The sequence below is a fragment of the Croceitalea sp. P059 genome, assembly GCF_031846365.1.
GTDB classification, from domain to species: domain Bacteria; phylum Bacteroidota; class Bacteroidia; order Flavobacteriales; family Flavobacteriaceae; genus Croceitalea; species Croceitalea vernalis.
This window is the reverse complement of record NZ_JAVRHW010000002.1, coordinates 135,134-159,903: the sequence shown is the minus strand read 5'-3', so window position 1 is coordinate 159,903 and position 24,770 is coordinate 135,134. Positions and strand designations below refer to the sequence as shown.

Annotated in this window: 20 protein-coding genes; 15 read left to right on the top strand and 5 right to left on the bottom strand. The window is 34.6% G+C overall.

The genetic code is table 11. The annotated features are described in order from the left end of the window. Positions 1-446: 446 nt before the first annotated feature. Entirely contained in the window at positions 447-3,680 is a 3,234-nt protein-coding gene (locus tag RM542_RS07055) for an FG-GAP-like repeat-containing protein (protein WP_311385030.1), read from the top strand. A gap of 23 nt (positions 3,681-3,703) precedes the next feature. Here RM542_RS07055 and RM542_RS07050 read toward each other — a convergent pair whose 3' ends face one another. Further along, the gene (locus RM542_RS07050; protein WP_311385029.1) at positions 3,704-4,834 is read right to left on the bottom strand and encodes a Gfo/Idh/MocA family oxidoreductase; all 1,131 of its coding nucleotides are present in this window, start codon (positions 4,832-4,834) and stop codon (positions 3,704-3,706) included. Positions 4,835-4,951: 117 nt separating this feature from the next. Here RM542_RS07050 and RM542_RS07045 point away from each other — a divergent pair, with 117 nt between their 5' ends. From RM542_RS07045 to RM542_RS07000, 10 genes are all read left to right on the top strand, one after another. Beyond that, the gene (locus tag RM542_RS07045; RefSeq protein ID WP_311385028.1) at positions 4,952-6,436 is read left to right on the top strand and encodes a S10 family serine carboxypeptidase-like protein; all 1,485 of its coding nucleotides are present in this window, start codon (positions 4,952-4,954) and stop codon (positions 6,434-6,436) included. Positions 6,437-6,447: 11 nt separating this feature from the next. Then, positions 6,448-7,023, top strand: coding sequence for a hypothetical protein (locus tag RM542_RS07040; RefSeq protein ID WP_311385027.1), 576 nt, complete (start codon positions 6,448-6,450; stop codon positions 7,021-7,023). 129 nt (positions 7,024-7,152) lie between these two features. Next, a complete protein-coding gene (locus tag RM542_RS07035; protein WP_311385026.1) occupies positions 7,153-7,830 on the top strand; it encodes an SGNH/GDSL hydrolase family protein in 678 nt (225 codons plus the stop codon). A gap of 13 nt (positions 7,831-7,843) precedes the next feature. Further along, the gene (locus RM542_RS07030; protein ID WP_311385025.1) at positions 7,844-8,839 is read left to right on the top strand and encodes a glycosyltransferase family 2 protein; all 996 of its coding nucleotides are present in this window, start codon (positions 7,844-7,846) and stop codon (positions 8,837-8,839) included. Positions 8,840-8,934: 95 nt separating this feature from the next. Then, positions 8,935-10,857 carry a BatA domain-containing protein gene (locus RM542_RS07025; protein WP_311385024.1) on the top strand — a complete coding sequence of 641 codons (1,923 nt, stop codon included), beginning with the start codon at positions 8,935-8,937 and terminating at the stop codon, positions 10,855-10,857. Next, positions 10,854-12,113, top strand: a complete 1,260-nt coding sequence (locus RM542_RS07020) for a dihydroorotase (RefSeq protein WP_311385023.1) — start codon at positions 10,854-10,856, stop codon at positions 12,111-12,113. Before RM542_RS07025 ends, RM542_RS07020 begins: the two co-directional genes overlap by 4 nt. Next, positions 12,106-12,435: a hypothetical protein gene (locus RM542_RS07015; RefSeq protein WP_311385022.1), complete on the top strand. Its 330-nt coding sequence runs from the start codon at positions 12,106-12,108 to the stop codon at positions 12,433-12,435. The genes RM542_RS07020 and RM542_RS07015 overlap by 8 nt, the downstream gene beginning before the upstream one ends. A 17-nt stretch (positions 12,436-12,452) precedes the next feature. Continuing rightward, positions 12,453-13,121, top strand: a complete 669-nt coding sequence (locus RM542_RS07010) for an alpha/beta hydrolase-fold protein (RefSeq protein WP_311385021.1) — start codon at positions 12,453-12,455, stop codon at positions 13,119-13,121. Positions 13,122-13,196: 75 nt separating this feature from the next. Next, positions 13,197-13,985, top strand: a complete 789-nt coding sequence (locus RM542_RS07005) for a DUF1080 domain-containing protein (RefSeq protein WP_311385020.1) — start codon at positions 13,197-13,199, stop codon at positions 13,983-13,985. Positions 13,986-14,003: 18 nt separating this feature from the next. Further along, positions 14,004-15,461, top strand: coding sequence for a Gfo/Idh/MocA family oxidoreductase (locus tag RM542_RS07000; protein WP_311385019.1), 1,458 nt, complete (start codon positions 14,004-14,006; stop codon positions 15,459-15,461). A 9-nt stretch (positions 15,462-15,470) separates the two neighbouring features. On the opposite strand, the gene RM542_RS06995 is transcribed toward RM542_RS07000, so the two are convergent. After that, positions 15,471-15,965, bottom strand: a complete 495-nt coding sequence (locus RM542_RS06995) for a hydrolase (protein ID WP_311385018.1) — start codon at positions 15,963-15,965, stop codon at positions 15,471-15,473. Then, positions 15,966-16,742 (bottom strand): MBL fold metallo-hydrolase, encoded by a 777-nt coding sequence (locus RM542_RS06990; RefSeq protein WP_311385017.1) that lies wholly within the window; start codon positions 16,740-16,742, stop codon positions 15,966-15,968. 76 nt (positions 16,743-16,818) lie between these two features. Here RM542_RS06990 and RM542_RS06985 point away from each other — a divergent pair, with 76 nt between their 5' ends. After that, a complete protein-coding gene (locus RM542_RS06985; RefSeq protein WP_311385016.1) occupies positions 16,819-18,282 on the top strand; it encodes a TonB-dependent receptor in 1,464 nt (487 codons plus the stop codon). A 53-nt stretch (positions 18,283-18,335) separates the two neighbouring features. Here the strand turns inward: RM542_RS06985 and bcp are convergent, their stop codons facing one another. Continuing rightward, a complete protein-coding gene (bcp, locus tag RM542_RS06980) occupies positions 18,336-18,788 on the bottom strand; it encodes a thioredoxin-dependent thiol peroxidase (protein ID WP_311385015.1) in 453 nt (150 codons plus the stop codon). Positions 18,789-18,834: 46 nt separating this feature from the next. Here bcp and nth point away from each other — a divergent pair, with 46 nt between their 5' ends. Further along, positions 18,835-19,500 (top strand): endonuclease III, encoded by a 666-nt coding sequence (gene nth / locus RM542_RS06975; RefSeq protein ID WP_311385014.1) that lies wholly within the window; start codon positions 18,835-18,837, stop codon positions 19,498-19,500. Between the two features lie 245 nt (positions 19,501-19,745). On the opposite strand, the gene RM542_RS06970 is transcribed toward nth, so the two are convergent. Further along, positions 19,746-20,327: a sigma-70 family RNA polymerase sigma factor gene (locus tag RM542_RS06970; RefSeq protein ID WP_311385013.1), complete on the bottom strand. Its 582-nt coding sequence runs from the start codon at positions 20,325-20,327 to the stop codon at positions 19,746-19,748. Between the two features lie 248 nt (positions 20,328-20,575). Here RM542_RS06970 and uvrA point away from each other — a divergent pair, with 248 nt between their 5' ends. Both uvrA and RM542_RS06960 read left to right on the top strand, forming a co-directional pair. Further along, a complete protein-coding gene (gene uvrA, locus RM542_RS06965; RefSeq protein WP_311385012.1) occupies positions 20,576-23,356 on the top strand; it encodes an excinuclease ABC subunit UvrA in 2,781 nt (926 codons plus the stop codon). A gap of 222 nt (positions 23,357-23,578) precedes the next feature. Continuing rightward, complete coding sequence (locus RM542_RS06960; RefSeq protein WP_311385011.1) at positions 23,579-24,730, top strand: hypothetical protein; 1,152 nt, start codon at positions 23,579-23,581, stop codon at positions 24,728-24,730. Positions 24,731-24,770 lie beyond the last annotated feature (40 nt).

Genomic DNA, 24,770 nt, shown 5'->3' with positions numbered 1-24,770 from the left:
TAGGATTCTGAACCAAATGTACCTATCAATTGGGCTTAGTGCTGTTAACTAAAAATGGTCATAAAATGAACTAAACTTCATTTTAATGTTAAATAGTTAAATAAATGTTATTACTTAGAAAGATTCTTGATAAAAAATGATTCTGTTTAAGAATACTTAAATAAAATCTAGACTAAATTCAATTATTCTCAGATGAAAAGATGAATGTTTACGATACTATTACTATTGTAAGAGAACTTATCTAAGGTTTAAACAAAACTATTTAGAAGATTTAGAGAAAAGAAAAGAGAATACTAAAAGATAAATTGGGATGTTTTTTGAAAAAAGTTGTTGAAGCTTAAATTCATAATTTCAGACTCAAATAGCATTAAATGAATGTTAAGGAATTAAGTTATGATTGACGGGTTGAAATCTTAAAATTAAATTAGCTCCAAACCAATTTTGGAATGGAAAGTAAGTTCTCTTCAATATTTACATGGATTTTAATAATAAACTTCTTTTTACAATCGTGTAATCGGAAGACTAATGAAAATATTATGCAGCTTATGAATCCAAATGAAACTGGAATTGAATTCATAAATCAACTTAATTTTGATAAAGAGTTTAATGGATTCAATTATCGTAATTATTTCAACGGAGGTGGTGTAGCCATTGGAGATATTAATAATGATGGGCTTCCGGATATTTATTTCACCGCTAATCTTAAGAAAAATGAACTCTATTTAAATAAAGGAAACTTCACTTTTGAAAATATTACTGTTAAGTCCGGAACAGGTGGTCATAGCGCCTGGTCAACCGGTGTGAGTATGGTCGACATTAACGGTGATGGTTTATTAGACATTTATGTCAGTAATTCTGGTGATATTCGAATGACTAATAAAAGAAATGAATTATTCATAAATAATGGAGATCTCACATTTACAGAACGTGCACTGGAGTACAATTTAGCTGATGCGGGATTTGGAACACATGCTTCATTTTTTGATTATGACAAGGACGGTGATTTGGATGCATACATATTAAACAATTCTTATAAACCTTTAGCGGCTTTTGATCAAAGACAGAATGAACGGGTAAAACGTAATTTACTCGGGGGAGATAAGCTTATGAGAAATGATGGCAATATATTCATTGACGTTAGTGAGCAAGCAGGTATTTTTGGTAGTGAAATTGGTTTTGGATTAGGTGTAGCTGTTGGTGACATGAATGAAGATGGTTGGGATGATATTTTTGTGTCAAACGATTTTTTCGAAAGGGACTATCTATACATCAATCAACAGGATGGTACATTTAGTGAGGAGCTTACCGATTATTTTCAATCCATCAGTCTCAATTCTATGGGTGCTGACATGGCAGATGTTAACAATGATGGCAAAAATGATTTGTTTGTCACGGACATGTTACCAAGAGACGATGCAAGAATAAAGTCAAAAACCACCTTTATGGATTGGAACAAGTCAGAATTCAATAAAAGATATGGCTACCATAACCAATTTTCTCGAAACGTATTCCAGCTAAGTTCGCCTGAAGGATATAAAGAAGTTGGTCGGTTTTCTAATCTGGAAGCTACGGATTGGAGTTGGGGAGCTTTGATTTTTGACTTGGACAATGATGGCTTAAAGGACATTTTTGTAGCGAATGGTATTTATCAAGATTTGACCGATTTAGATTATATCAACTATATATCAAATGAAAAGTTGATGAAAGGATTAATTTCTCAGGACGGATTTGATTATGATAAACTTTCCAAACAAATTCCGTCCAGTCCAATTCCAAATAACTTTTTTAAAAATATGGATGGTTTAGCATTTAAAGAAGCCTCAAATGATTTTGGGTTAGACCTTAAAGGTTTTTCGAACGGTTCAGCTTATGGGGATCTCGATAATGACGGTGATTTGGATCTTGTTATCAATAATGTAAATGGAGTGGCATCAATATATCGTAACAATACATCAGGAAACAGCATTAGCCTCATTTTGAAAGGAGAGACCAATACATACGGTATCGGAAGTAAAATATTTATCCAATCAGATACTAATCAGTATTATTATGAGCAGCAACCTATTAGAGGATTTCAATCGAGCATGGACACAAAACTTGTAGTAGGCCTTAGTACAACTGCACCAATTAATATTAAGATTCTATGGCCTGAAGGGAAAGTATCCGTTTTAAATAACATAGATGTCAACCAAACCATTCAAATAAAAGAATTAGAGGCAAAGGTTCCGAATTTGAAAGATGTAGTATCAAATAGTGAAACGTTTTTTCAACCAATTAGCTTATTGGATATTCAACACAAAAAAAGTCATTTTGTAGATTTTGATAGAGACCGATTTCTGTACCATATGGTCAGCACCAAAGGACCAAAGCTTACACTTACAGATTGGAATCAAGATGGCATTAACGATTTATTTGTTTCAGGATATAAAGAAGTATCCTCTCAATTCTTCTCTATGGAAAGTAAGTATGAAAACATAAAAATTGATGGTGATTTTGAAGCTACCGAAGGAATATTCCTTGACGTTGATGGTGACAAAGACCTGGATTTTATAATAGGTAGTGGCGGAGTGGAAACCGAAAAGGGTTCAAATGTCTTAAAGGACAAACTCTACATCAATGAAAATGAATCTCTTATAAAAAGTATAGAAAATCCGTTTGGGTTATCAATCAACACCTCTTGTATGGCCACTTCTGACTTTGATGGAGATGGAGATTTAGATGTTTTTGTAGGAGAGGGTTCAAGTCCAACGCAATATGGATTGCCCTCGGATGGTTATTTGTTTGAAAATAAAGGAGATGGTGCTTTTGAGGATGTAACCAAAACTTGGCTTCCAAGTCTAAAAGGAATTGGGATGATTTCAGATGCTATTTTCGCTGATATTGATGGAGATGGGCGCCAAGATTTGATTGTAACGGGAGAATTTATGGGTATCCATTGTTTTCTGCATTCGGGACAAGCATTTGAACCAAAGAAGAATGGACTTGATAAATTGAAAGGTTGGTGGAATACACTTCACATAACAGATTTAGATGCTGATGGCGATTTGGATATTGTTGCCGGTAATCATGGTTTAAACAGCGTTTTTAAGGCCTCCATAACCCAACCCATTGCACTATTCGTCAATGATTACGATAAAAATGATTTTATAGACCCCATTTTGACCAAGTATAACAAATTAGGGGAAGCCGTGCCTTATGCCATTAGAAATGATTTAATTGACCAGATAGCGTCTATCAAAAAAGTTTTTCCTGATTTTAAGTCTTATGAAGGTGCAACTGTTCAAAAAATGTTTTCAAAAGACCAATTGGATAATTCTGTTGTAGCTAAAGCAACACATCTAGAATCAATGCTCTTTATAAATCAAGGAGATGCAACTTTTGCAATAAAAACCTTACCAGCCGCTGCGCAATTGACTCCTATATTTGCCATCTCTTCAGGTGATTACGACCATGACGGTGATAAAGATCTATTACTGGGTGGCAATCTTTTTGGAGTGAAGCCACAAGCCGGTAGATACGACGCTACAGATGGTATCTATCTTAGAAATGAAGGAGGATTACAGTTTCAAGCAGAAGATGGGGGGTTTAAAGCCACAGGTGAAATACGGGACATTGTAACCAAAGATAGCCTTGTAATAGTTGGTCGAAACGATGATACCGTTCTATTCTTTAAATTTTAATGTTTGATAATATGTTTATTAATTTACTCTCCAAATCCGTAACGAGGTTCAAAATCTAAAACCTGTTTTTTGCCCTCTTCAGCTATAGACTTATAAATGGCTTCAACAATGATCATATCCCTTTTACCCATTTCGCCTGGGACCAAATTAGGTGCATCAAAAAGAATATGTTTCGCAAAATCATCCATTTGCAATTTCTGTTGACTTTCATGAGGGAAACTAATTTTCTCCCCTTTTGAGGTTGTTCCTTGTAATGGCCCGTAATTATTTGCAGGATTAAGCTCAAACCACCCTTTTTCACAAGAAGCATATAATCTATTTGCATTGGCATTATGAGATGTCATTATGTTGCCTACTACCCCACTCTTAAATTCAAATTGAGCGGTAATGGTTTCATCTGTTTCCTTAAAATATTTGGGTCTTGTACTAAACTCCTGAGCTTTGACAGAAATTGGATTCTCTCCTGTTCCATAAATAAGACTTTGAATGGCGTAAACACCCATATTCACTAAAGCACCACCGCCAGATAGACTTTTATCTAATCGCCATTGGTTAGGATTACTACCAGAATAATACCCAGCGTCAGCAGAGATATAACGGATATTACCAAAAGTTTTCTCTTTAGCAAAACGCTTCACCTTTTGAGTATAAGGCTCAGAGTGAAGTCGGTATCCAATTCCTAATTTTACATTAGCTTTTTTACAAGCCGTGATAATAGCATCACATTCCTCTACATTCATAGCCATTGGCTTCTCACAAATTACATGCTTTCCAGCTCTTGCGGCTCTTATTGAAAAATCGGCATGCATACTATTAGGTAATACTACATAAACAATATCTATATCAGGATTGTCCTTTATGCTATCGAAATCATCATAATTATATATACTGTCTTGCGAGATATTGTATTTATTAGCCCATACTTCTTCTTTTTCCTTAGTTCCTGTAACGATACCAGCCAAATAACAATGTGCTGTATCAAATAAAGCGGGCGCCAATTGATACGTGCTATAACTTCCTAAACCAACCAAAGCAACACCTAATTTTTTCTTATTCTGATTTGAATTCATTGCGCAAGCTAATGGCATATTTGCAGTTAAAGCTACGCCGCTAACACCTAAGGCTAATGTTGAATTAAATTTTCTCCTTTTCATTGTGCTTGTTTAAATTGAAGTTGCTTAAAGATAAAAAACATTCCTTTTTAAAATTTGTGATGATATAATTTCTTAACCAAAATTCTTACTTTTAAAGTCAGACTAATTCAACCAAAAATGAGAAAATCACTAATTGCCTTCGTTTTAATTTTGTCATGCACTTTTGTTTTTGCACAATCAAGAAAAATACCTGTTGATACTACCGTAACTACACAGCACAGTGTAACTATCAATGGAACGCCAATAAATTATACTGCCACTACTGGAACGCAACCTGTATGGGACGATATGGGTGATCCAATTGCGGCTTTACATTACACCTACTACACGAGAAATAATGTAAAAAACAGAGCTGCTAGACCTTTGTTAATTTCTTTCAATGGTGGTCCAGGATCAGGTTCAGTATGGATGCACTTGGCCTATACAGGACCAAGAGTACTTAAGATTGATGATGAGGGTTATCCTATTCAACCTTATGGTGTTAAAGAGAATCCTTTTTCGGTTTTAGATGTTACTGACATTGTCTATGTTAACCCAGCAAATACTGGTTATTCGAGAACAATACCTGAAAAAGGAAAAGAAGTTGATCGCGAAAAGTTTTTTGGAATTAATGCGGATATAAAATATTTAGCGGAATGGTTGAATACCTTCGTCACAAGAAACAATAGATGGAGATCTCCAAAATATATTGTTGGAGAAAGCTACGGTGGTACTCGAGTAATGGGGCTGTCCTTAGCTTTACAAAATCAGCAATGGATGTATTTAAATGGGGTTATTATGGTTTCTCCGGCAGATTACAAACTTTATAATACCGGTGGGGCTGTTGAAAATGCAATTAGTTTGCCATATTATACTGCAGCTGCATGGCATCATAAAGCACTACCAGCTGAATTGCAGCAAAAAGATTTGTTAGATATTTTACCTGAATCAGAAAGTTACGCCGTGAATACATTAATACCTGCCTTAGCAAAAGGAGGTTTTATTGGTGAAACAGAAAAGAATGCAGTCGCAGAAAAAATGGCTTATTATTCTGGCCTTTCCAAAAAAGAAATATTGGATCAGAACTTAGCCGTACCTGTTCAATATTTTTGGAAAAATTTATTGAAAGACCGCGGTAATACCATTGGAAGACTGGATTCAAGATATTTAGGAATTGATCGTCAGTTAGCTGGTATGCGACCAGATTATAGCGCCGAATTGACCTCTTGGTTACACAGTTTTACCCCGGCAATCAATTATTATTTACAAGAAGAATTAAAATTTAAGACAGATATAAAATATAATATGTTTGGACCTGTTCGTCCTTGGAACAATGATGATGATAACACAAGAGATAACTTAAGACAAGCCATGGCACAAAATCCATATTTAAATGTATTAATTCAATCTGGTTACTATGATGGTGCAACGACCTATTTTCAAGCTAAATATACCATGTGGCAGGTTGACCCTAGTGGACGTATGAAAGACCGTTTTGAATTTAAAGGATACCGATCTGGGCATATGATGTATTTAAGACGTGAAGATCTACAAAGGGCTAATGATGACATTCGAGCTTTTATCAAAAGAACTACCAACACTGGCGAGAGTGCCAAGTATTAAAATATCTTATTATGAAAAATATTGTTTTTTTAGCCGTTTTTATCTTAATAAATTATTCAGTAAACGCTCAAGACATTCCTCCAGCCGAATGGCAAATTAAAACTGCCTTAATGGCCGTTCCAGAAGATTATAAAGAAGGAGCAAAAGTTTATGGTTACAATGCTTCAGGAGAATTTGTAATACTAAGAGAAGGTACTAACGATTATATTGCTTTAGCATCAGACCCCAATAAAAGTCAGTTTTCCACGGCCGCCTATCATAAAGAATTGGATGAATTCATGGCTAGAGGAAGAGAACTTAAAACAGCAGGTAAAGAATTTCAAGAGATTTTTGACATTCGTGAAGCGGAGGTCAAGTCAGGTAAATTGAATTTACCTGACAAAACCACTTTATGTGTTTTTACAGGTGATGTAAATGCCGAAACTAAAGAAATAGAGAATGGTTATGTGCGTTATGTATTCTATGTACCGTTTGCAACTGGAGAAAGTACAGGTTTACCTACAACTCCTACTCCTCCTGGTCACGCTTGGTTAATGAACCCTGGCACCCATAGAGCTCATATTATGATTACCCCACCAAAAGGATAATTAGAATATTTGTAATGAAGAAAATTCAATTTTCAAATTCTCAAAAAGCTCATCCATGATGCGACTAAAACCTTTGTTTAAACTAAGGTTTTAGCGATCTTTTATATATTTAATAAGTAAGATTTATTTATGTTCAAATTTAAAATAGCAATATTGGCGGTACTATCTTCATTACTATTTACAAAAAAGGCAATGTCCCAAGATTGGGCCAACTTAGGTAAATATCAAGAGGCAAATAAAAAAATTACAGTGCTCCAACCAAATGAACAGCGCGTAGTATTCATGGGCAATTCTATCACGGAAGGGATGCCAAAGGCCTTTTTTAAGGGAAAGCCCTTTATAAATAGAGGTATCGGTGGACAAACAACCCCTCAAATGCTACTTCGTTTTCGACAAGATGTTATTGATTTAGAACCAAGTCTTGTTTTGATTCTGGCAGGCACTAATGATATTGCAGGTAATACAGGCCCAATGACATTAGAAGAGATAAGAGATAACATCTTATCTATGGTAGAACTGGCTAAAAGCAATAACATTATACCTGTTGTTTGTTCCGTTCTTCCAGCATATGATTACCCATGGCAACCTGGTCTGCAACCTAATATTAAAATTCCTGAACTCAACACAATGTTATCACAAATGGCCGAAGAGAAAGACGTTCCTTATTTAGATTATTTTTCTGCGATGACTGATGAAAGAAATGGGTTACCAAAAGAACTAACAACAGATGAAGTTCATTTGACCAGTAAAGGTTATGAAATTTTGGGTGAATTAGCAGAAAAAGCTATCGCAAAAGCCCTTGAATAAGCCATCAAATTCTTTGATAAGCATTCTCATTCCATTTAAGAATACGGAGCAATTTTTAACGGAATGTCTGAAATCTATAGTAGAACAGACATTTGAAAATTGGGAAGTTCTTGCTGTAAACGACCACTCAACAGATTCTAGTAGAGCACTAGTCAATTCATTTGCTTTAAAAGATTCAAGAATAAAACTTTTAGATAATGAAGGAACAGGTATTATTCCTGCATTGCGCTACGCGTATACCATAGCAAAAGGTGCATATATTACCAGAATGGATTCAGATGACATTATGAAGCCCAATAGGTTACAAAACATGTTACATTCATTAGAAGAAAAAGGAAAAGGGCACGTCGCGGTTGGGCAAGTTCGCTATTTTTCTGATAGAGGTATAAGTGACGGATATTCACGTTATGAAAAATGGCTGAATCAACTGACCAGTACAGGAGAAAACTACAATGAAATTTATAAAGAATGTGTAATTCCTTCGCCCTGCTGGCTTGTTCATCGCGAAGATTTTGAGGCATGTGGTGGATTTGAACCTAACCGATATCCTGAAGATTATGACCTTACTTTTCGTTTCTATGAAAAAAAAATAAAGGTCATTCCGTGTGATGAAGTATTACATTTATGGCGAGATTATGACACTCGAACTTCGCGCACACATGTGCACTACGCTCAAAATTATTTTTTAGATATTAAACTACATTATTTTTTAAAGCTTGATTATAACCCGAAAAGACCATTAGTGATTTGGGGAGCAGGGTTTAAAGGGAAGAAGATTGCTAAAACCTTGTTAGAGAAAAATATTGCTTTTAATTGGTTATGTGACAACCCAAAAAAAATAAACAAAGAGATATACGGACAACAAATGCGACATTTTTCAATACTTCGAAAACTTAAAAGCCCACAAAGTATAATCACGGTGGCTAATGAAAATGCACAATTAGAAATCACCAATTACCTACATAGTTTGGACCAAAAAACGATGCAGGATTATTTTTTTTTCTGTTAACTGGGTTTATTAAAGTAAAATTATCAAACTCTTAACAGGTCAAGAACTCTTACCGAAATTAACAAAGCTGTATATTTACATAATCAAAAAGAGGAATGCAGTTTAAACATCCAGAATTACTTTGGGCCCTTCTACTACTGTTAATCCCTATCATTATTCATCTTTTTCAGCTCAGACGTTTTAAAAAGACACCATTTACCAATGTGGCAATGCTTCAAAAAGTCGTTGCGGAATCACGCAAAAGTAGTAATATAAAAAAATGGTTGTTACTTTTAACACGTTTGTTTTTAATATCCTGTCTGGTCATATCTTTTGCCCAACCATTTTTGGCAAAAGAAAATGCCCTTAAAGAAAAAGAAACTGTTATCTATCTAGATAATTCGTTCAGCATGCAAAGCAAACAAGAGGGACTTAGTTTACTTGAAAAATCAATTCAAGATATTTTAAAGTTTATTCCCGAAGAAACTGAATTTACCCTTTTTACTAATGACAATACCTTTAAGTCAACTACTTTAAAAGCAATTCAAAACTCACTTTTATCCCTTGAGTATACAAGTAAACAATTATCACTAGACGAGATTTTCTTTAAGGCCAAAAAATTCTTTAAAACAGACAACTCTAGTGTTCAAAATTTAATTGTGATTTCCGATTTTCAAAATAGACTAGGGTCTTTATCAGATCGATTATCAGAAAGAACAAATATTCATTTAGTTCAATTAGAAGCTAATCAACAATCAAATATTGCGATAGATTCTATTTACTTAGGTAAAAGGCTGAATAATCAAGTAGAATTGCACACTGTTATATCAGGCTTACAAACAGATGAGAGTATTCCTATTTCTCTCTTTAACGATGCTCAGCTTATTGCAAAGACCGCAATCGTTGGTGAGAATAGAGTAAAAAACGAAGTTGTTTTTTCTATACCAGAAAAGGAAAAAATTAAAGGAAAAATACTCATCAATGACAACGGTCTTTCTTATGACAATGTGTTCTATTTTAATATTGATGAACAAAAGCCAATCAAAATTTTAAGTATCAATCAGACAGAATCAAACTATATAGAAAAAATATTTGGCTCAAAAGAATTTGAATTTGTTGGGTATAATCTCAATCAATTAAACTATGGTGCCATTGAAGCACAAAATCTTATTATTTTAAATGGTCTAGAACAAATACCGGATAATTTGCAAACGGTCTTAAATTCTTTTAAAAAAGAGGGTGGCAGTTTAATGATTATCCCATCAACCAAATCAGATATGGTGTCTTATAATATGCTACTATCTAAATTAGGCACTGCAAGATTACAAGAGAAGATAAGTCTAGAAATACCAGTTTCAAAAATCAATTTTGACCATCCCTTATTTCAAAATGTTTTTGAAAAACGAGTTACCAATTTTGATTATCCAACGGTTAAATCCTTTTTTAAAACAAGCAAGAGTGGGGCTACCATAATTTCATTTTCTAATGATCAACCATTTTTACAAAATTTCGACAACACTTATATTTTCACGGCTCCAATTAATATAGAAAATTCCAATTTTCAAGCTTCCCCGTTAATTGTGCCAACACTATATAATATTGCAGCTTTTAGTTTAAAAAGGAGTTCTCTTTATTTGAAAATGGGTGTTGAACACGACATAGATATTGTGACCAACTTAAAAAAAGATAATATCATTACCCTACACAAAGACACTAAAGAATTTATACCAAGACAGCAGTCTTTTGCTAATAAAATAAAACTATTGTTTATTGATAATCCCAACGAGGATGGCATTTATGCTGTTCTAAATGATTCAGATACGTTACAACATTTGAGTTTTAATTATTCAAGAGCAGAAAGCAATTTATCTTATCAAGATATGAGTAATTTAGATATTACATCTTTTCAAAATAACATATCAGAGCTTTTTAGTGAACTGGCTGAAGATAATACTATTACGGACTATTGGAAATGGTTTGTTATTTTTGCACTAGTTTTCGCTCTATTGGAATTGCTTATTCAAAAATTGATTGCATGAACATCCTTTTAAAGTCTGCCACAATTAGTGCCCCTTCTAATACAAGTATTCACAATAAAAAAAGGGATATCCACATTAAAAATGGTAAGATTGAAAAAATCGCTTCAAGAATTACTCCTGCTAATGGTACAAAAGAAATCAAATTAGATAACCTTCATGTTTCAATTGGGTGGTTTGATACCAGTGTAAGTTTTGGTGAACCAGGTTTTGAGGAGCGAGAAACCTTAGAAAATGGGCTCAAGGTTGCTTCTAAAAGTGGTTTTACAGATATTCTTTTAAATCCAAACACAAATCCAATACCGGATACAGGTTCAGATATCGTCTTCTTAAAAAATAGTGCTAAAGCAACTATTACCAATTTACATCCCTTAGGTGCCCTTACCGTAAAAAGTAAATCAGAAGCACTAGCCGAGTTATTTGATATGCAAACAATGGGTGCTGTTGGCTTTTATGACTTTAAAAAACCAATTTCCAATAGTAATCTTTTGAAAATTGCATTGCTATATGCACAAAACTTTAATGGACTAGTATTTTCATATCCTGAAGATGTAGCTATCAAAGGAAAAGGTACTGTTAACGAAGGAGAGGTTTCCACTAGACTTGGATTAAAAGGTATTCCAGCCCTGTCAGAAGAACTTCAAATTGCACGTGACCTATATGTTTTAGAATATACTGGGGGCAAGCTGCATATACCGACAATATCAACAGCAGGTGCAGTCAAACTAATTACTGAAGCCAAGAAAAAAGGACTTGATGTAACTACCAGTGTTGCACTTCATAATATTTGTTTAACGGATTCTGAACTTGAAAGTTTTGATACCAGCTTTAAAGTAAATCCACCATTACGAACCACTAAAAATAATAAAGCCTTATTAAAAGGCTTATTGAATGGAACCATTGATTATATCACTGCGGACCATAGACCTATCGATATTGAAGAAAAAAGAGTCGAATTTGATAACGCAGCATATGGCACTATTGGATTAGAGAGCGCCTTTGGAACTTTGAATAATCTTATTGGATTAGAAGACACAGTTAACTGTCTTACAAAAGGTAGAGCTCGTTTTAATATTCCTTTGCCTCAAATAGAAGAAGGAGTTTTAGCAAATCTTACACTATTTAATCCTGATGGAGAGCATACTTTTAATTATGATAACATACTTTCAAAATCAAAGAATGCCATATTCTTAAATAGAAAGCTTAAAGGCAAAGTTTATGGTTCAATTAATAATGACAAAATGGTTTTAAATGTCTAATGAAGAATTTGTAGCAGGTAAAACAACTGCTATTGTTGCTTATTTCACAATTGTTGGAAGTTTAATAGCTATCACAATGAACCTTGAGCCAAAAAATGCCTTTGCACGCTTTCATATTCGACAAGCATTTGGTATTCACTTATTATTTCATGCCTTGGCCATTGGCTTGTCTTTTACCGGCATTGCTTATGCATCTTTGGTCTTATTTTTACTTTACCTAATGCTTTGGGGCTTTGGTTTTCTGCAAGCTCTAAATGGTAACAAAAAGGAAATACCAATGTTGGGTAGCTATTTTCAAAAATGGTTTACTTTTATTAGTTGATTACTGAAAACTATCAAATGTCCCAACAAGCTCTCTCTCTCGAATACCTTACACGTCCATCATTAGAAATTACTAATAATACACCAGTGCTTTTCATGCTTCATGGTTATGGAAGTAATGAAGAAGATTTGTTTTCTTTTGCTAGTGAACTTCCTAAAGAAATATTCATTATTTCCGTAAGAGCGCCCTATAAACTTGAACCCTTCGGTCACGCCTGGTATGCTATTAATTTTGATGCTCAAAATGGTAAATGGAGTGATGATGGAGAAGCTATTCTTTCATGTCAAAAAATGTTGACTTTCATAAAAGAAGCTTGCGAAGCATATAGTTTAAATGAAGACAATATAAGTTTATTAGGTTTTAGTCAAGGAACAATATTAAGTTATGCCATAGCACTCTCCTACCCTGAAAAAATAAAGAATGTAATTGCCCTAAGCGGTTACATTAATGAAGGTATTTTAGCTGATGGGTATCAGCATAAAGACCATAGCAATCTTAGTATTTATGCTTCTCATGGACAAGTAGACCAAGTAATTCCGATTGATTGGGCTCAAAGGGCTCCTGAATTTTTAAAAAAATTAGGAATTACTCACAAATTTGAAGAATTTCCCGTCGGACATGGCGTAGCTCCACAAAACTTTTATGCTTTCCGTTCTTGGCTTGAAGAAGCCTTAAAATCAAAATAATAGGCTAAAAAGAGGCCAAAATAGAATTTTGTTTTTAGATTTAAAGGAATTAAACTCCTTTAAAATTAGAAATTGATGCAGAAAATTATCCTAGTGATTTTTTCATTTAGTTTAATGGTATCATGCAAAACAAAGAATAAAACTGAAAAAAATTCTGAACTTGTTCAGGTTGAAACTAACGAGAGTTGGTTTTATTTATTTGATGGTAGTTCATTAGAAGGTTGGCGTGGATATAATTCAACAAGCCTACCTCCTGGTTGGATTATAAAAGACAGTACATTGACTTTTGATACTCAATTGGGCTTAGAACAAAATTATAAAGGAGGTGAAGACATCATCTTTGCAGGAAAAAAATTCGATAATTTCGAGCTCTACTTAGAATGGAAACTACCTAAGGGTGGAAATAGTGGTATATTTTATCATGTGCAAGAAGGGTATGAAGGGCCACCGGTTGTTTCTCCTGAATATCAATTAATTGATGACGAAAATTATGCTCAAATACACGATATAACAGCTTACAATCTTAGTTTAGGGTACACTGAAAACCCAAGTGAGCTAAAGCCATTGCAACGAACGGGTTCCGATTATGCCATGCATCCTGCTGATTCAAAAAATAAAGTCTTACACCCTGCTGGAACATGGAATTCTAGTAAAATAATTTTTACTCCTGAAAAGGTTGAGCACTGGCTCAATGGTAAACAAATTTTATCGTTTGTACCATGGTCTGATGACTGGTATGAGAAGAAAAATTCTGATAAGTGGAAAAACAGTCCGGATTATGGTAAATTTAAAACCGGTTACATTGGTCTACAAGATCATTCGAGCCCTATTTGGTTTCGGAACATAAAAATTAAAGAATTATAACTTTATCTTTTCAAAGTCATGAAAAAAAGAGACTTCCTTAAAAAATCAGCTATTCTAGCTTCTTCTACGGCTGTAATGCCATCCATTTTTCTTGCTTGTAAAGAAGAAGAAAAAAGTGAATCAAAAAAGCTTCCCAAATTAGAAAGATTAAGAACAGCACATATTGGTGTTGGTAATATGGGTGGCGAAGATTTGAGAGATATCTCTTCGCATGCTAAAGTAGATGTTGTTGCCTTATGTGATGTTGACGCGAATAATCTGGCTGCGGCAAAAGTATTACACCCAAATGCCATGACTTTTACTGATTATAGGCTCATGCTTGAAGAAATCAAAGATGAGATTGACGCTGTCATTGTTTCTACTCCAGATCATACTCATGCACCTGCTTCGCTAATGGCTATGAATTTTAATAAGTCTGTCTATTGCCAAAAACCATTGACACATTATGTTTCGGAAGCTAGAGAAATGAATAAAATTGCGACTGAAAAAGGCTTGATTACCCAAATGGGTATTCAAGTACATTCTTTCTATGACTATAAATTGGCAACTTTACTTATTCAATCAGGAATCATAGGAAAGGTGCACACAGTGAGAGCGTGGTCACCTAAGAATTGGGGATACGATGGACCAACACCAGAAGGAGAAGATACCATTCCAGAAACTTTGGATTGGAATCTATGGCTAGGGACTTCTGCTCAGAGACCATACAAAGAAGGCATTTATCACCCAGGGAATTGGCGTAAACTTATGGACTATGGATGTGGAACCTTAGGTGATATGGGGGTACATATTTTCGATACACCCTATAACGCTTTGGAGTTGGATGTTCCGAGAACAATCAAGAATGAATGCCGTGAACCTAATGGATTTGGGTATCCTGAAAACAACTCAGTAACCTATGAATTTCCTGGTACAGCGTACACCACAGAAACCTTAAAATGGATTTGGTCTGATGGACCGGGTGCTCCTTCTTCACATGAAGATCTAAAGTTGCCCAATGCTGAAATTGCAACAACTACTGAAAATGAAGAAGATTCATTGGAAGATAAAATGTCTTTAGATTCAAAAATTGCAAGTGAAGGCCAACTTCCAGACCAAGGAGCAATGTTCATTGGCGAAAATGGGCGCTTACTGCTACCACACTTTATGCAGCTACCTAAGAAAATTGTTGATGGGCAATTTGTTGACATATCAGCTGAAATTGCTGCTGTAGAACAAGCTAATAATATGGGTAAACCAATTAGAGATTACGCTTCGGAAGGGCCAAAACATTACCATCAATTCGTTGATGCTTGCCTAGGTAAAGATGAGTGTACAGCTCCTTTTTCGTATGCTTCAAAACTAACGGAAACTATCTTGTTAGGGGTAATTGCTGGGCGTTTTCCTAATCAGACCTTGCATTGGGATAGTGAAAATGCTGAATTCGCAGAAGATGAGGCTAATCAATATTTAAGCGGTGATTATAGAGCGTTTTAAATACTTTTTTCAATTACTCCTTGTATAAAGCAAATGGTCTAAAAGTGTAAAATCTACGCTCATATCATCTTTAAGTTCGTATTTAATCACTAAATCACCCCAATATTGCCCATCTGAGAAATCGGCGACAATCCATCGATGGTTCATTACTTTGATTTTATTTATTTTAAAATCACTATCCATTCCTTCATACGGAATTAAAGGGTTATCTCCTTTGTTTTCATTGGTTTCCAATAATTTGTCTTCAATATAACGCGTAGGATTTTCCAAATTCAGGTGCTCATAATAAGCTAAAGCATCATCATTATTCTCTAAAGAAAAATACTGTATATCAAGAATATGCAATTTTTCTTGTTGTACAGAATCTTCTAAAGCTTCAATTTTATTCTGCAGTTTTAAAATATCAGACTCATTTTCATTCTGAATTTTATTACCATTAACCAAACTGTACAATAGAATGAGCGCAACAAACACAAACAGGTATAAAAAGATATTCTTTTTCATCTAAATTGAGATTTTTAAATTATCATAGGCTAAAAAAACATTCTCAGGTAATTTTTTTTCTACTTCTTCATGAAAGCCCAGTAAATGACTAATATGAGTAAAATATGTCCGCTCCGCTCCTATTAACTCGGCAAATTCTAATGCTTCTTCCAAATTAAAATGAGAATGGTGCGGTTCAATTCTTAAGGCATTAACCACAAGCACCTTACAACCCCTTAGCTTTTCAATTTCAGCATCTTCTACACGCTTTACATCAGTCAAATAAACAAAATCTTGAATGCGATAGCCCAAAACAGGTAAACGATTATGCAATACTTCAATTGGTGTTACTCTAAGTCCTTCCAACTCAAAAGAGTTGTTTTTGTCCACTAAATTAATAGCTACTGCTGGCGCACCAGGATAACGATTCTCGTTGGCAAAAATATAGTCAAATCGTCGTTTTAGAGCAGTTACTACTCGTTCGTGAGCATATATAGGAATATCACCTTGACGAAAGAAAAACGGTCTAATATCATCAATACCAGCCGTGTGATCAGCATGTTCATGTGTAAAAAGAACACCGTCCAATGAATCAATGGGGTTCTTTAAAAGTTGTTGTCTAAAATCAGGCCCACAATCTATTACATAATTAAATTCATCCCATTGGACTAAAACAGAAACTCGAAGTCGTTTATCTCTTGAATCGCTGCTTAAACAAACAGGATGTTGACTTCCTAAAATAGGTATGCCCTGCGATGTTCCAGTACCTAGAAAAGTAACTTTTAAGCCTTCTTTCATTTTAATCAAAATTATAACTTATTTGTCTAAAAGAATTTGCTAACTTCTTAACTTTGTTAACAACAAAAGACGTCACATGAGTACGCTAACTAATAAGATTAAAGAGTTCGAAAATATACCCTCTATAAAAGCCAAAACTTTACGGATTAATTTACATCCTGACATCTATGGTACTTTTGCTGAAATTGGTGCCGGACAAGAAACGGCAAGGCATTTTTTTAGAGCTGGTGCTTCTTCAGGTACTATTGCAAAAGCAATGAGCGCTTATGACAAGTCTTTTAGTGACGCTATTTACGGTGTAGAAGAAGATGGTCGCTATGTAACACAAGCTAGACTTAAGACCATGTTGAAGCATGAGATGCGATTAGTCGAAGAGCGAATTGACAGAAAAAACAATCCAGATTATCTTTTCTTTTCTTACGCCAATACTGTTGCAACCATTGATTTCTCTAAACGTTTTAAAGGTCATGGCTGGATTGGACTCCGTTTTCAATTAGATCCTAACCAGAAAGAACATGATGAAATAATTTTACATGTTCGCTTTAAACAAAATGAAGCTCGGTTACAACAAGAAACATTAGGCATTCTTGGTGTAAACCTTATTTATGGGGCGTTTTTTAAATACCATAAACCCCGTAAATTACTTAAATATCTGTACGATCATATTGACAAAGACACATTAGAAATTGATATGATCAACTTCACAGGACCTAGTTTTAAAGATGTTGATAATAGATTAATGAGCCTTCAATTGATTAAGAATGATATGACCGATGCGGTTATGTTTGGTCCTGATGGTAACAATCTTCTGCCTGCCTCCATCTTATATAAAAAGAACATATTGGCACTTAGAGGTAGTTTTAGACCGGTTACCAAAGTGAATATGGATATGTTTCAAAAATCACATGACATTTTTGTCCGTGAGCAAACTGTAGATTATGATAATACTATAGTCATTTTTGAAATAACACTGTCAAATTTAAGGGCCTCTGGCGAAATAGATGAGCAAGATTTTATGGATCGTGCAGAACTCTTATGTTCTCTAGGTCATACGGTAATGATTTCTAAATTTCAAGAATATTACAAACTAGTTGAATACCTTAATAATTATACCAAAGCGCGTATTGGTCTGACTATGGGGGTAAATAATTTAGTTGATGTATTCGATGAGAAGTACTATCGCCATTTGAGTGGAGGTATATTAGAGGCGTTCGGTAAATTATTTTTCAAAGATTTGAAGGTATACTTGTACCCAATGAAAGATGCTAATACCGGACAAATAATGACAAGTAATAATGTCAAAGTTCATCCAAGAATGAAAGAATTATATAAATTCTTCAAGTATAATAATAAGGTGATGGATATAATTGATTACGACCCTGATATTATGGATATTTTCTCAAGGGAAGTTCTTAAACGCATTACTAAGGGAGAAGAAGGATGGGAACAAATGTTACCTGAGGGTATTTCTGAAATTATCAAAGAAAAAAAACTTTTTGTCCGAAAAGAGCTTGAGGCTGAAGAAGTTGAAGAAGAATAAAAAGGAGTAACAAGGCTTGACGCTACTCCTTTATGACATAAGTTGTAATCAATTTATGCTTCTAAAATTTGTGCAGCATGATCTTTGGTTTTGACCTTTGAAATAACACGTTCCACTACTCCATTATTAATTATAAAGGTAGTTCTGTGCAAGCCATCATATTCTTTTCCCATAAACTTTTTCGGACCCCAAACACCAAAAGCATCAATTACTGTATGGTCTTCATCTGCCAATAAAGGGTATTGAAATTCGTACTTATCTCTAAATTTTGCTTGCTTTTTCTCAGTGTCTTCACTAACACCTAGCAAATGATAGCCTCGACTTTGAAGTTCTGTATAATTGTCTCTTAGATTACAAGCCTCAGCCGTACAACCAGGAGTATTTGCTCTTGGGTAAAAGAATATTATAAGCTTTTTACCCTTGTAGTCTGAGAGATTTATTGTGTTTCCGTCTTGGTCTTTTGATGAAAATTCAGGTACTTTATCGCCTGCTTTCAATGTATTCATATTAAAAATATTTTGTTTAGAGTATTTTTGATAAAATTAAACAAAAATGACCAAACAAGATAAAGTTGACTTCACAATTAAAACATTAAAAGAGCTTTATCCTACTATTCCAATTCCGCTTGAGCATAAAGACCCTTATACTTTGTTAATTGCTGTTTTGATGTCAGCTCAAAGTACAGATGTGCGTGTAAATCAGATTACACCTTTATTATTTGAAAAGGCCGATAACCCTTACGACATGGTTAAAATGACGGTTGATGAAATTAGAGATATCATACGCCCAGTGGGGCTTTCGCCAATGAAATCAAAAGGAATTCATGGTTTATCTCATATTCTAATAGACAAATATGACGGAGAAGTGCCTCAAGAAATTGAATTATTAGAACAACTTCCTGCCGTTGGTCATAAAACAGCCAGTGTGGTAGTTTCTCAAGCTTATGGTATTCCAGCATTTCCGGTAGACACTCATATACATCGTTTGATGTATCGCTGGGGATTTACTAACGGCAAAAATGTTGTTCAGACTGAAAAAGACGCAAAACGATTGTTTCCTAAAGAAATTTGGAACGATCTTCACCTTCAAATAATTTGGTACGGTAGAGAATACTCTCCTGCTAGAGGTTGGGATCTTGAAAAAGACATTATTACGAAGAAAATTGGACGAAAAACGGTCTTAAACGATTATTATAAAACTAAAAAAACCGCTAAATAGCGGTTTTTTTAATCCTTAAAAGTTTGTGGTTAATTTAAAACCGTTTCAAACTTCATGTTGTTGTAATCAATGACTCTCATTGACTTAGAGAATGCTAACAAAAACGAAACTGTCTCAGGTTTAGCCTTTGCGATTCTACAAATTTGTTGTTCTTCAGAGTAAATTTCTTCCATATTCGGGCATTAATGTTATGATAGAATAACGCCACTAAAATGGAAATATTGCTCCGTTCGACCTAATGCAGATTAATTCGTTAAAACGATATTATGCTTATCTACAATCTTTCTAAGATTAATTAAAGCATATCTCATTCGTCCTAAAGCCGTATTAATACTCACACCTGTATTTTCAGAAATCTCTTTGAAACTCATATCCTTATAGATACGCATCATTAAAACCTCACGTTGATCATCAGGCAACTCATCAATTAACAAAGTCAAATCACTATCTATTTGATTCTTAATTAACTGTTTTTCAGCGTTTAACTTATCATCTTTAATAACTGAAAAGATATTAAAGTCATCACTACCTTCGAACTTTGGCATTCTTTTATTCTTGCGAAAGTGGTCAATAATTAAATTGTGTGCTATTCGCATCACCCATGGTAAAAATTTACCTTCTTCGCTGTACGAACCACGCTTAAGGGTCTTAATTACTTTAATAAAGGTGTCTTGAAAAATATCTTCGGTAATATCTCTATCCAATACTTTAGAGTAGATAAAGCTAGAAATTCTTTGATTGTGGCGGTTGATTAGGACTTCAAGGGATTTTTCGTCTCCGTCAATATAATTCCTTACCAATATCGAGTCTTCGATTTGTAGTTCCATACAAATTACTTTTTGGTTAAAATTAGAGCCAATCCACCAGGGGATGTGACTTTGAGTTATTAGTATAATTTTAAAAAAGTAATTATTTCTGTATAGGCCTATCAGGGTTTTAATTACAGCTCAAATATAGTCCAATGCAATATTGTTGAAAAAACTATGTTGTGAGATGCGGATTTAACGATGTCAACTACTACAAAAATAGACATTAACTCACTTGAATCGTATCTTTGACCAAATTTTTTCGACGAATGACAGCTATTAAAGATGTAAATCCTAAGGAGAATATTATCATAAAAGGTGCCAAACTGCACAATCTTAAGAATATTGATGTTGTTATTCCAAGAAATAAGCTTGTTGTCATCACTGGTTTATCAGGCTCAGGCAAGTCTAGCCTAGCTTTTGACACCTTGTATGCAGAGGGTCAACGTCGTTATGTCGAAAGCCTTTCTTCCTATGCTCGTCAGTTTTTAGGAAAATTAGACAAACCCAAGGTGGACTATATAAAAGGTATTGCCCCTGCAATAGCCATTGAGCAAAAAGTGAATTCAACCAATCCGCGTTCTACAGTAGGTACAACGACGGAGGTTTATGACTATCTCAAATTGTTATTTGCCCGTATTGGCAAAACCATATCCCCGGTATCAGGAGAAGAAGTTAAGAAGGATACTGTAACTGATGTAGTTAATCATGTCAAGACCTTTGATGAAGGCACAAAACTTTTATTATTAGCTCCAATTACTATAAAAGAAGATAGAGATTCTTTAAAATCATTAGAGCTCTTTTCAAAACAAGGATATGCCCGTATTAAATATAATGGTCAAGTATTACGAATAGATCAAGTTCCAAACGATATAGGTAAGTCTTTTGATTTAGTGGTAGACCGAATTGTCGTAAAAGATGACGAAGACTTTTTAAATAGACTTGGTAATGCCATTGACAATGCTTTTTTTGAAGGTAAAGGACGATGTGCTATTGAAATTGTAGAAACTGAAGATCAACATGTTTTTAGTAATCAGTTTGAGCTAGACGGTATGAAGTTTCTAGAGCCTAATGTACATCTGTTTAGTTTTAATAATCCTTATGGGGCCTGCCCAAGATGTGAAGGCTACGGTGACGTAATAGGTATAGATGATGACTTAGTTATACCTAATACCGCCTTATCTATTTATGAAGAAGCCGTTTTTCCCTGGCGCGGTGAAAGTATGAGTTGGTATAGAGACCAGTTAATTAACTCGTCTTATAAATTTGATTTTCCAATTCATAAACCGTGGTTTGAACTTTCTGATGAACAAAGGCAATTGGTCTGGGATGGAAATGAACACTTTATAGGTATACATAAGTTCTTTGAACAGCTTGAAGAAAAGAGTTACAAAATTCAGAATCGGGTAATGCTTTCTCGTTACAGGGGAAAAACTAAATGTTCTGTTTGTAAAGGTAAACGATTGCGCAAAGAAGCGGACTATGTTAAGATAAATGGAAAATCTATTTCTGATATTATAGAATTACCAATTGAAGATTTAGTTTCTTTCTTTGAAGAGCTTGAATTATCAGAACACGATTCCACTATTGCAAAAAGGTTATTGAAAGAGGTTAGCACGCGTTTAGACTATCTTACTAAAGTAGGTTTGAGTTATTTAACCCTTAATCGAAAGTCAAACTCATTATCAGGTGGAGAAAGTCAGCGGATTAATCTAGCCACATCTTTAGGTAGTAGCTTAGTTGGTTCTATGTACATTTTAGATGAACCCAGTATTGGTTTGCACCCCAAGGATACCGAGAATTTAATTGACGTTTTAAAGTCCCTTCGAGATTTAGGCAACACAGTTATTGTTGTAGAACATGATGAAGATATAATGATTGCGGCGGATGAAGTGATTGATATTGGTCCAAAAGCCGGAACATTAGGGGGTGAAGTTGTAGCTGCCGGACCTATGACGAGTATTCTTAAGTCAGATTCGTTAACGGCGTCCTATTTAAATGGTGCCATGCAAATTGAAGTACCTAAGGAACGACGTAATTCTAAAAACTATATTCAAATTACAGGGGCTCGGGAAAACAACTTAAAAAATATCAATGCTACCTTTCCATTAAATATGTTAACTGTTGTGACAGGTGTTTCTGGTAGTGGTAAAAGCACCTTGGTCAAAAAAATCTTGTATCCGGCTATATTAAAAGAATCAGGAGGATATGGAGAAAAAGCAGGACAGTTTACTAAAATTGAAGGTAAATATTCTCAAATAAAGCATGTAGAATTTGTGGATCAAAACCCAATTGGTCGGTCATCGCGTTCTAACCCCGTTACTTATATAAAGGCATATGATGATATCCGAGCTTTATTTGCCTTACAGAAGTTAAGTAAATTACGAGGCTACCAAGCAAAACACTTCTCTTTTAATGTAGATGGTGGTCGCTGTGAAAAATGTAAGGGCGAAGGTGAAATTACAGTAGAAATGCAGTTTATGGCTGACGTGCACTTAGAGTGTGATGTCTGTGAAGGTAAGCGCTTTAAAAAAGAAGTGCTTGAAGTTAAATTTGAAGGTAAGAGTATTAATGATATTTTAATGTTAACCATTGACAATGCCATTTCACATTTTAAAACTCATAAGCAAGATAAGATCATTAAAAAATTACAACCGCTGCAAGATGTTGGTCTAGGGTATGTTACTTTAGGACAAAGCTCCTCTACCCTATCTGGTGGTGAAGCACAACGAATTAAACTAGCTTCTTTTTTAGTTAAAGGCAATACCAAAGAAAAAGCACTCTTTATTTTTGATGAACCAACAACCGGATTGCATTTTCATGACATAAAAAAGCTATTAAAGTCTTTTGATGAGCTATTAGATAAAGGACATTCTATAGTCGTTATTGAACATAATATTGAACTTATCAAGTGTGCTGACTATATCATTGACTTAGGCCCTGAAGGCGGTGCTAATGGTGGGTATCTGTTGGCCGAAGGCACTCCAGAAGAACTCATTCAAAATAAGGCATCACATACTGCCAAGTATTTGGCAGAGAAGATTAGATAAAGATAACTAGAAGTTTCCTCATCAATACGTCAATTGGGCTTTCTATAAAGTTCTTGGACTTGAACAGATATTTACACTTTGTTTCCTTCATTATTGTAGCTAAATATCTCTTATTCATAATTTAAATAATTGATTTTTAAATAGTTGACTTTTTTGGCACGCTGTTTGGTATATACTAATCGGAAAGTAAATAGTTACTTCCAGAATTTAAAACCTTATAGTATGAAAAAGTTAGTACTTATAATTGCAGCAGTCTTTTTTGGCACTGCCATGACTAAAGCTGAAACGCTAGAAGATAAGGTTGTTGTTAATGCATTTCGCGACAGTAACTCCTTCATCTTCGTAGAAAACGGAGTGACCTTCTCGGTTTATCCTGATGGAGAATTTGATTTCTTTATTAACAATCAAGTTAATGTTGGAGTTGGAACAAGAGTTGGTAATATTGGATTAACATTTAATTCTGGATACAATTACAATCCGTTTGTACAATATGATGATTACGGTGCAATTATTCAAGTTGAAAATGTTCCAGTTTTCTACGATTATTACGGACGCGTATCACAAATTGGTGGTGTAGATGTTTGGTATAGAAACGGATTAGTGAGACGAGTTGGTGGGCTAAACGTCTTTTACAACGGAAGAACATTTAGTCATTACACCGGATTTGTAAACGTATATAATAGAAATTTTAGGTTCAGACAATATAATAGATGGTTTGCAAGACCAGGTATAGGATTTTGTAACGTATGGACAACACCTTATAGAAGATGGTACAATCCAATTCGTTACTCTTGGTACAGACCTTATAGAAACAATGTACGTCGAGCTTATGTTAATAGAGGTAGAGAATATCGTTATAACAAATCTCGAAGAGCTAATGTGTATAGAAACGACAACCGTGTATCGGTACGTGAAAACAGAGGTAGACGAAATACGAGTCTTAGAAATGACAGAGCTGTTACGTCAAGGAACAACACCAGGTCTAATGATGGATTAAGAAGAAACTCTGGTAGAACCTCTAGTGATAGAAGTAAAACGATTAGAAATAGTGATGTCCGCAGAGGAAATACGGTTGCCACTCGATCAAACAAAAGTAATACTACGACGCAAAGGTCGGTAACACGTACTCCAAGAAGTACGACGGTCACTAAAAGAGAAGTAACACGAACGCCTCAAAAGCGTATAGTGAATAGAACTACTAAAACGTATAAAAAGCCACAGAGCCGAAGCGTTTCAAGTAATAGAAGTTCTCAAAACAGAGCTAAAAGTGTACAACGTAGTACACCTCAAAAGAGAACGGTAAGCAGAAGTACTTCAACTAAAAGAAGTAGTTCCGCGACTTCAAGAACATCAAGAAGTTCTAGAAGACAATAGTAAACAAACCCTGAAATAGATTCAGGGTACCAAAGAAAGT

What these genes read in the sequence shown, in the direction of transcription:
- RM542_RS06985 (WP_311385016.1), top strand. Translation starts at nt 16,819, where the DNA reads ATGAGTACGCTAACTAATAAGATTAAAGAGTTCGAAAATATACCCTCT.
- RM542_RS07045 (WP_311385028.1), top strand. Translation starts at nt 4,952, where the DNA reads ATGAGAAAATCACTAATTGCCTTCGTTTTAATTTTGTCATGCACTTTT.
- RM542_RS06990 (WP_311385017.1), bottom strand. Translation starts at nt 16,742, where the DNA reads ATGAAAGAAGGCTTAAAAGTTACTTTTCTAGGTACTGGAACATCGCAG.
- RM542_RS07035 (WP_311385026.1), top strand. Translation starts at nt 7,153, where the DNA reads ATGTTCAAATTTAAAATAGCAATATTGGCGGTACTATCTTCATTACTA.
- RM542_RS06960 (WP_311385011.1), top strand. Translation starts at nt 23,579, where the DNA reads ATGAAAAAGTTAGTACTTATAATTGCAGCAGTCTTTTTTGGCACTGCC.
- RM542_RS07050 (WP_311385029.1), bottom strand. Translation starts at nt 4,834, where the DNA reads ATGAAAAGGAGAAAATTTAATTCAACATTAGCCTTAGGTGTTAGCGGC.
- RM542_RS07010 (WP_311385021.1), top strand. Translation starts at nt 12,453, where the DNA reads ATGTCCCAACAAGCTCTCTCTCTCGAATACCTTACACGTCCATCATTA.
- RM542_RS07040 (WP_311385027.1), top strand. Translation starts at nt 6,448, where the DNA reads ATGAAAAATATTGTTTTTTTAGCCGTTTTTATCTTAATAAATTATTCA.
- RM542_RS06995 (WP_311385018.1), bottom strand. Translation starts at nt 15,965, where the DNA reads ATGAAAAAGAATATCTTTTTATACCTGTTTGTGTTTGTTGCGCTCATT.
- RM542_RS07000 (WP_311385019.1), top strand. Translation starts at nt 14,004, where the DNA reads ATGAAAAAAAGAGACTTCCTTAAAAAATCAGCTATTCTAGCTTCTTCT.
- uvrA (WP_311385012.1), top strand. Translation starts at nt 20,576, where the DNA reads ATGACAGCTATTAAAGATGTAAATCCTAAGGAGAATATTATCATAAAA.
- RM542_RS07055 (WP_311385030.1), top strand. Translation starts at nt 447, where the DNA reads ATGGAAAGTAAGTTCTCTTCAATATTTACATGGATTTTAATAATAAAC.
- RM542_RS07015 (WP_311385022.1), top strand. Translation starts at nt 12,106, where the DNA reads ATGTCTAATGAAGAATTTGTAGCAGGTAAAACAACTGCTATTGTTGCT.
- nth (WP_311385014.1), top strand. Translation starts at nt 18,835, where the DNA reads ATGACCAAACAAGATAAAGTTGACTTCACAATTAAAACATTAAAAGAG.
- RM542_RS07020 (WP_311385023.1), top strand. Translation starts at nt 10,854, where the DNA reads ATGAACATCCTTTTAAAGTCTGCCACAATTAGTGCCCCTTCTAATACA.
- bcp (WP_311385015.1), bottom strand. Translation starts at nt 18,788, where the DNA reads ATGAATACATTGAAAGCAGGCGATAAAGTACCTGAATTTTCATCAAAA.
- RM542_RS06970 (WP_311385013.1), bottom strand. Translation starts at nt 20,327, where the DNA reads ATGGAACTACAAATCGAAGACTCGATATTGGTAAGGAATTATATTGAC.
- RM542_RS07005 (WP_311385020.1), top strand. Translation starts at nt 13,197, where the DNA reads ATGCAGAAAATTATCCTAGTGATTTTTTCATTTAGTTTAATGGTATCA.
- RM542_RS07025 (WP_311385024.1), top strand. Translation starts at nt 8,935, where the DNA reads ATGCAGTTTAAACATCCAGAATTACTTTGGGCCCTTCTACTACTGTTA.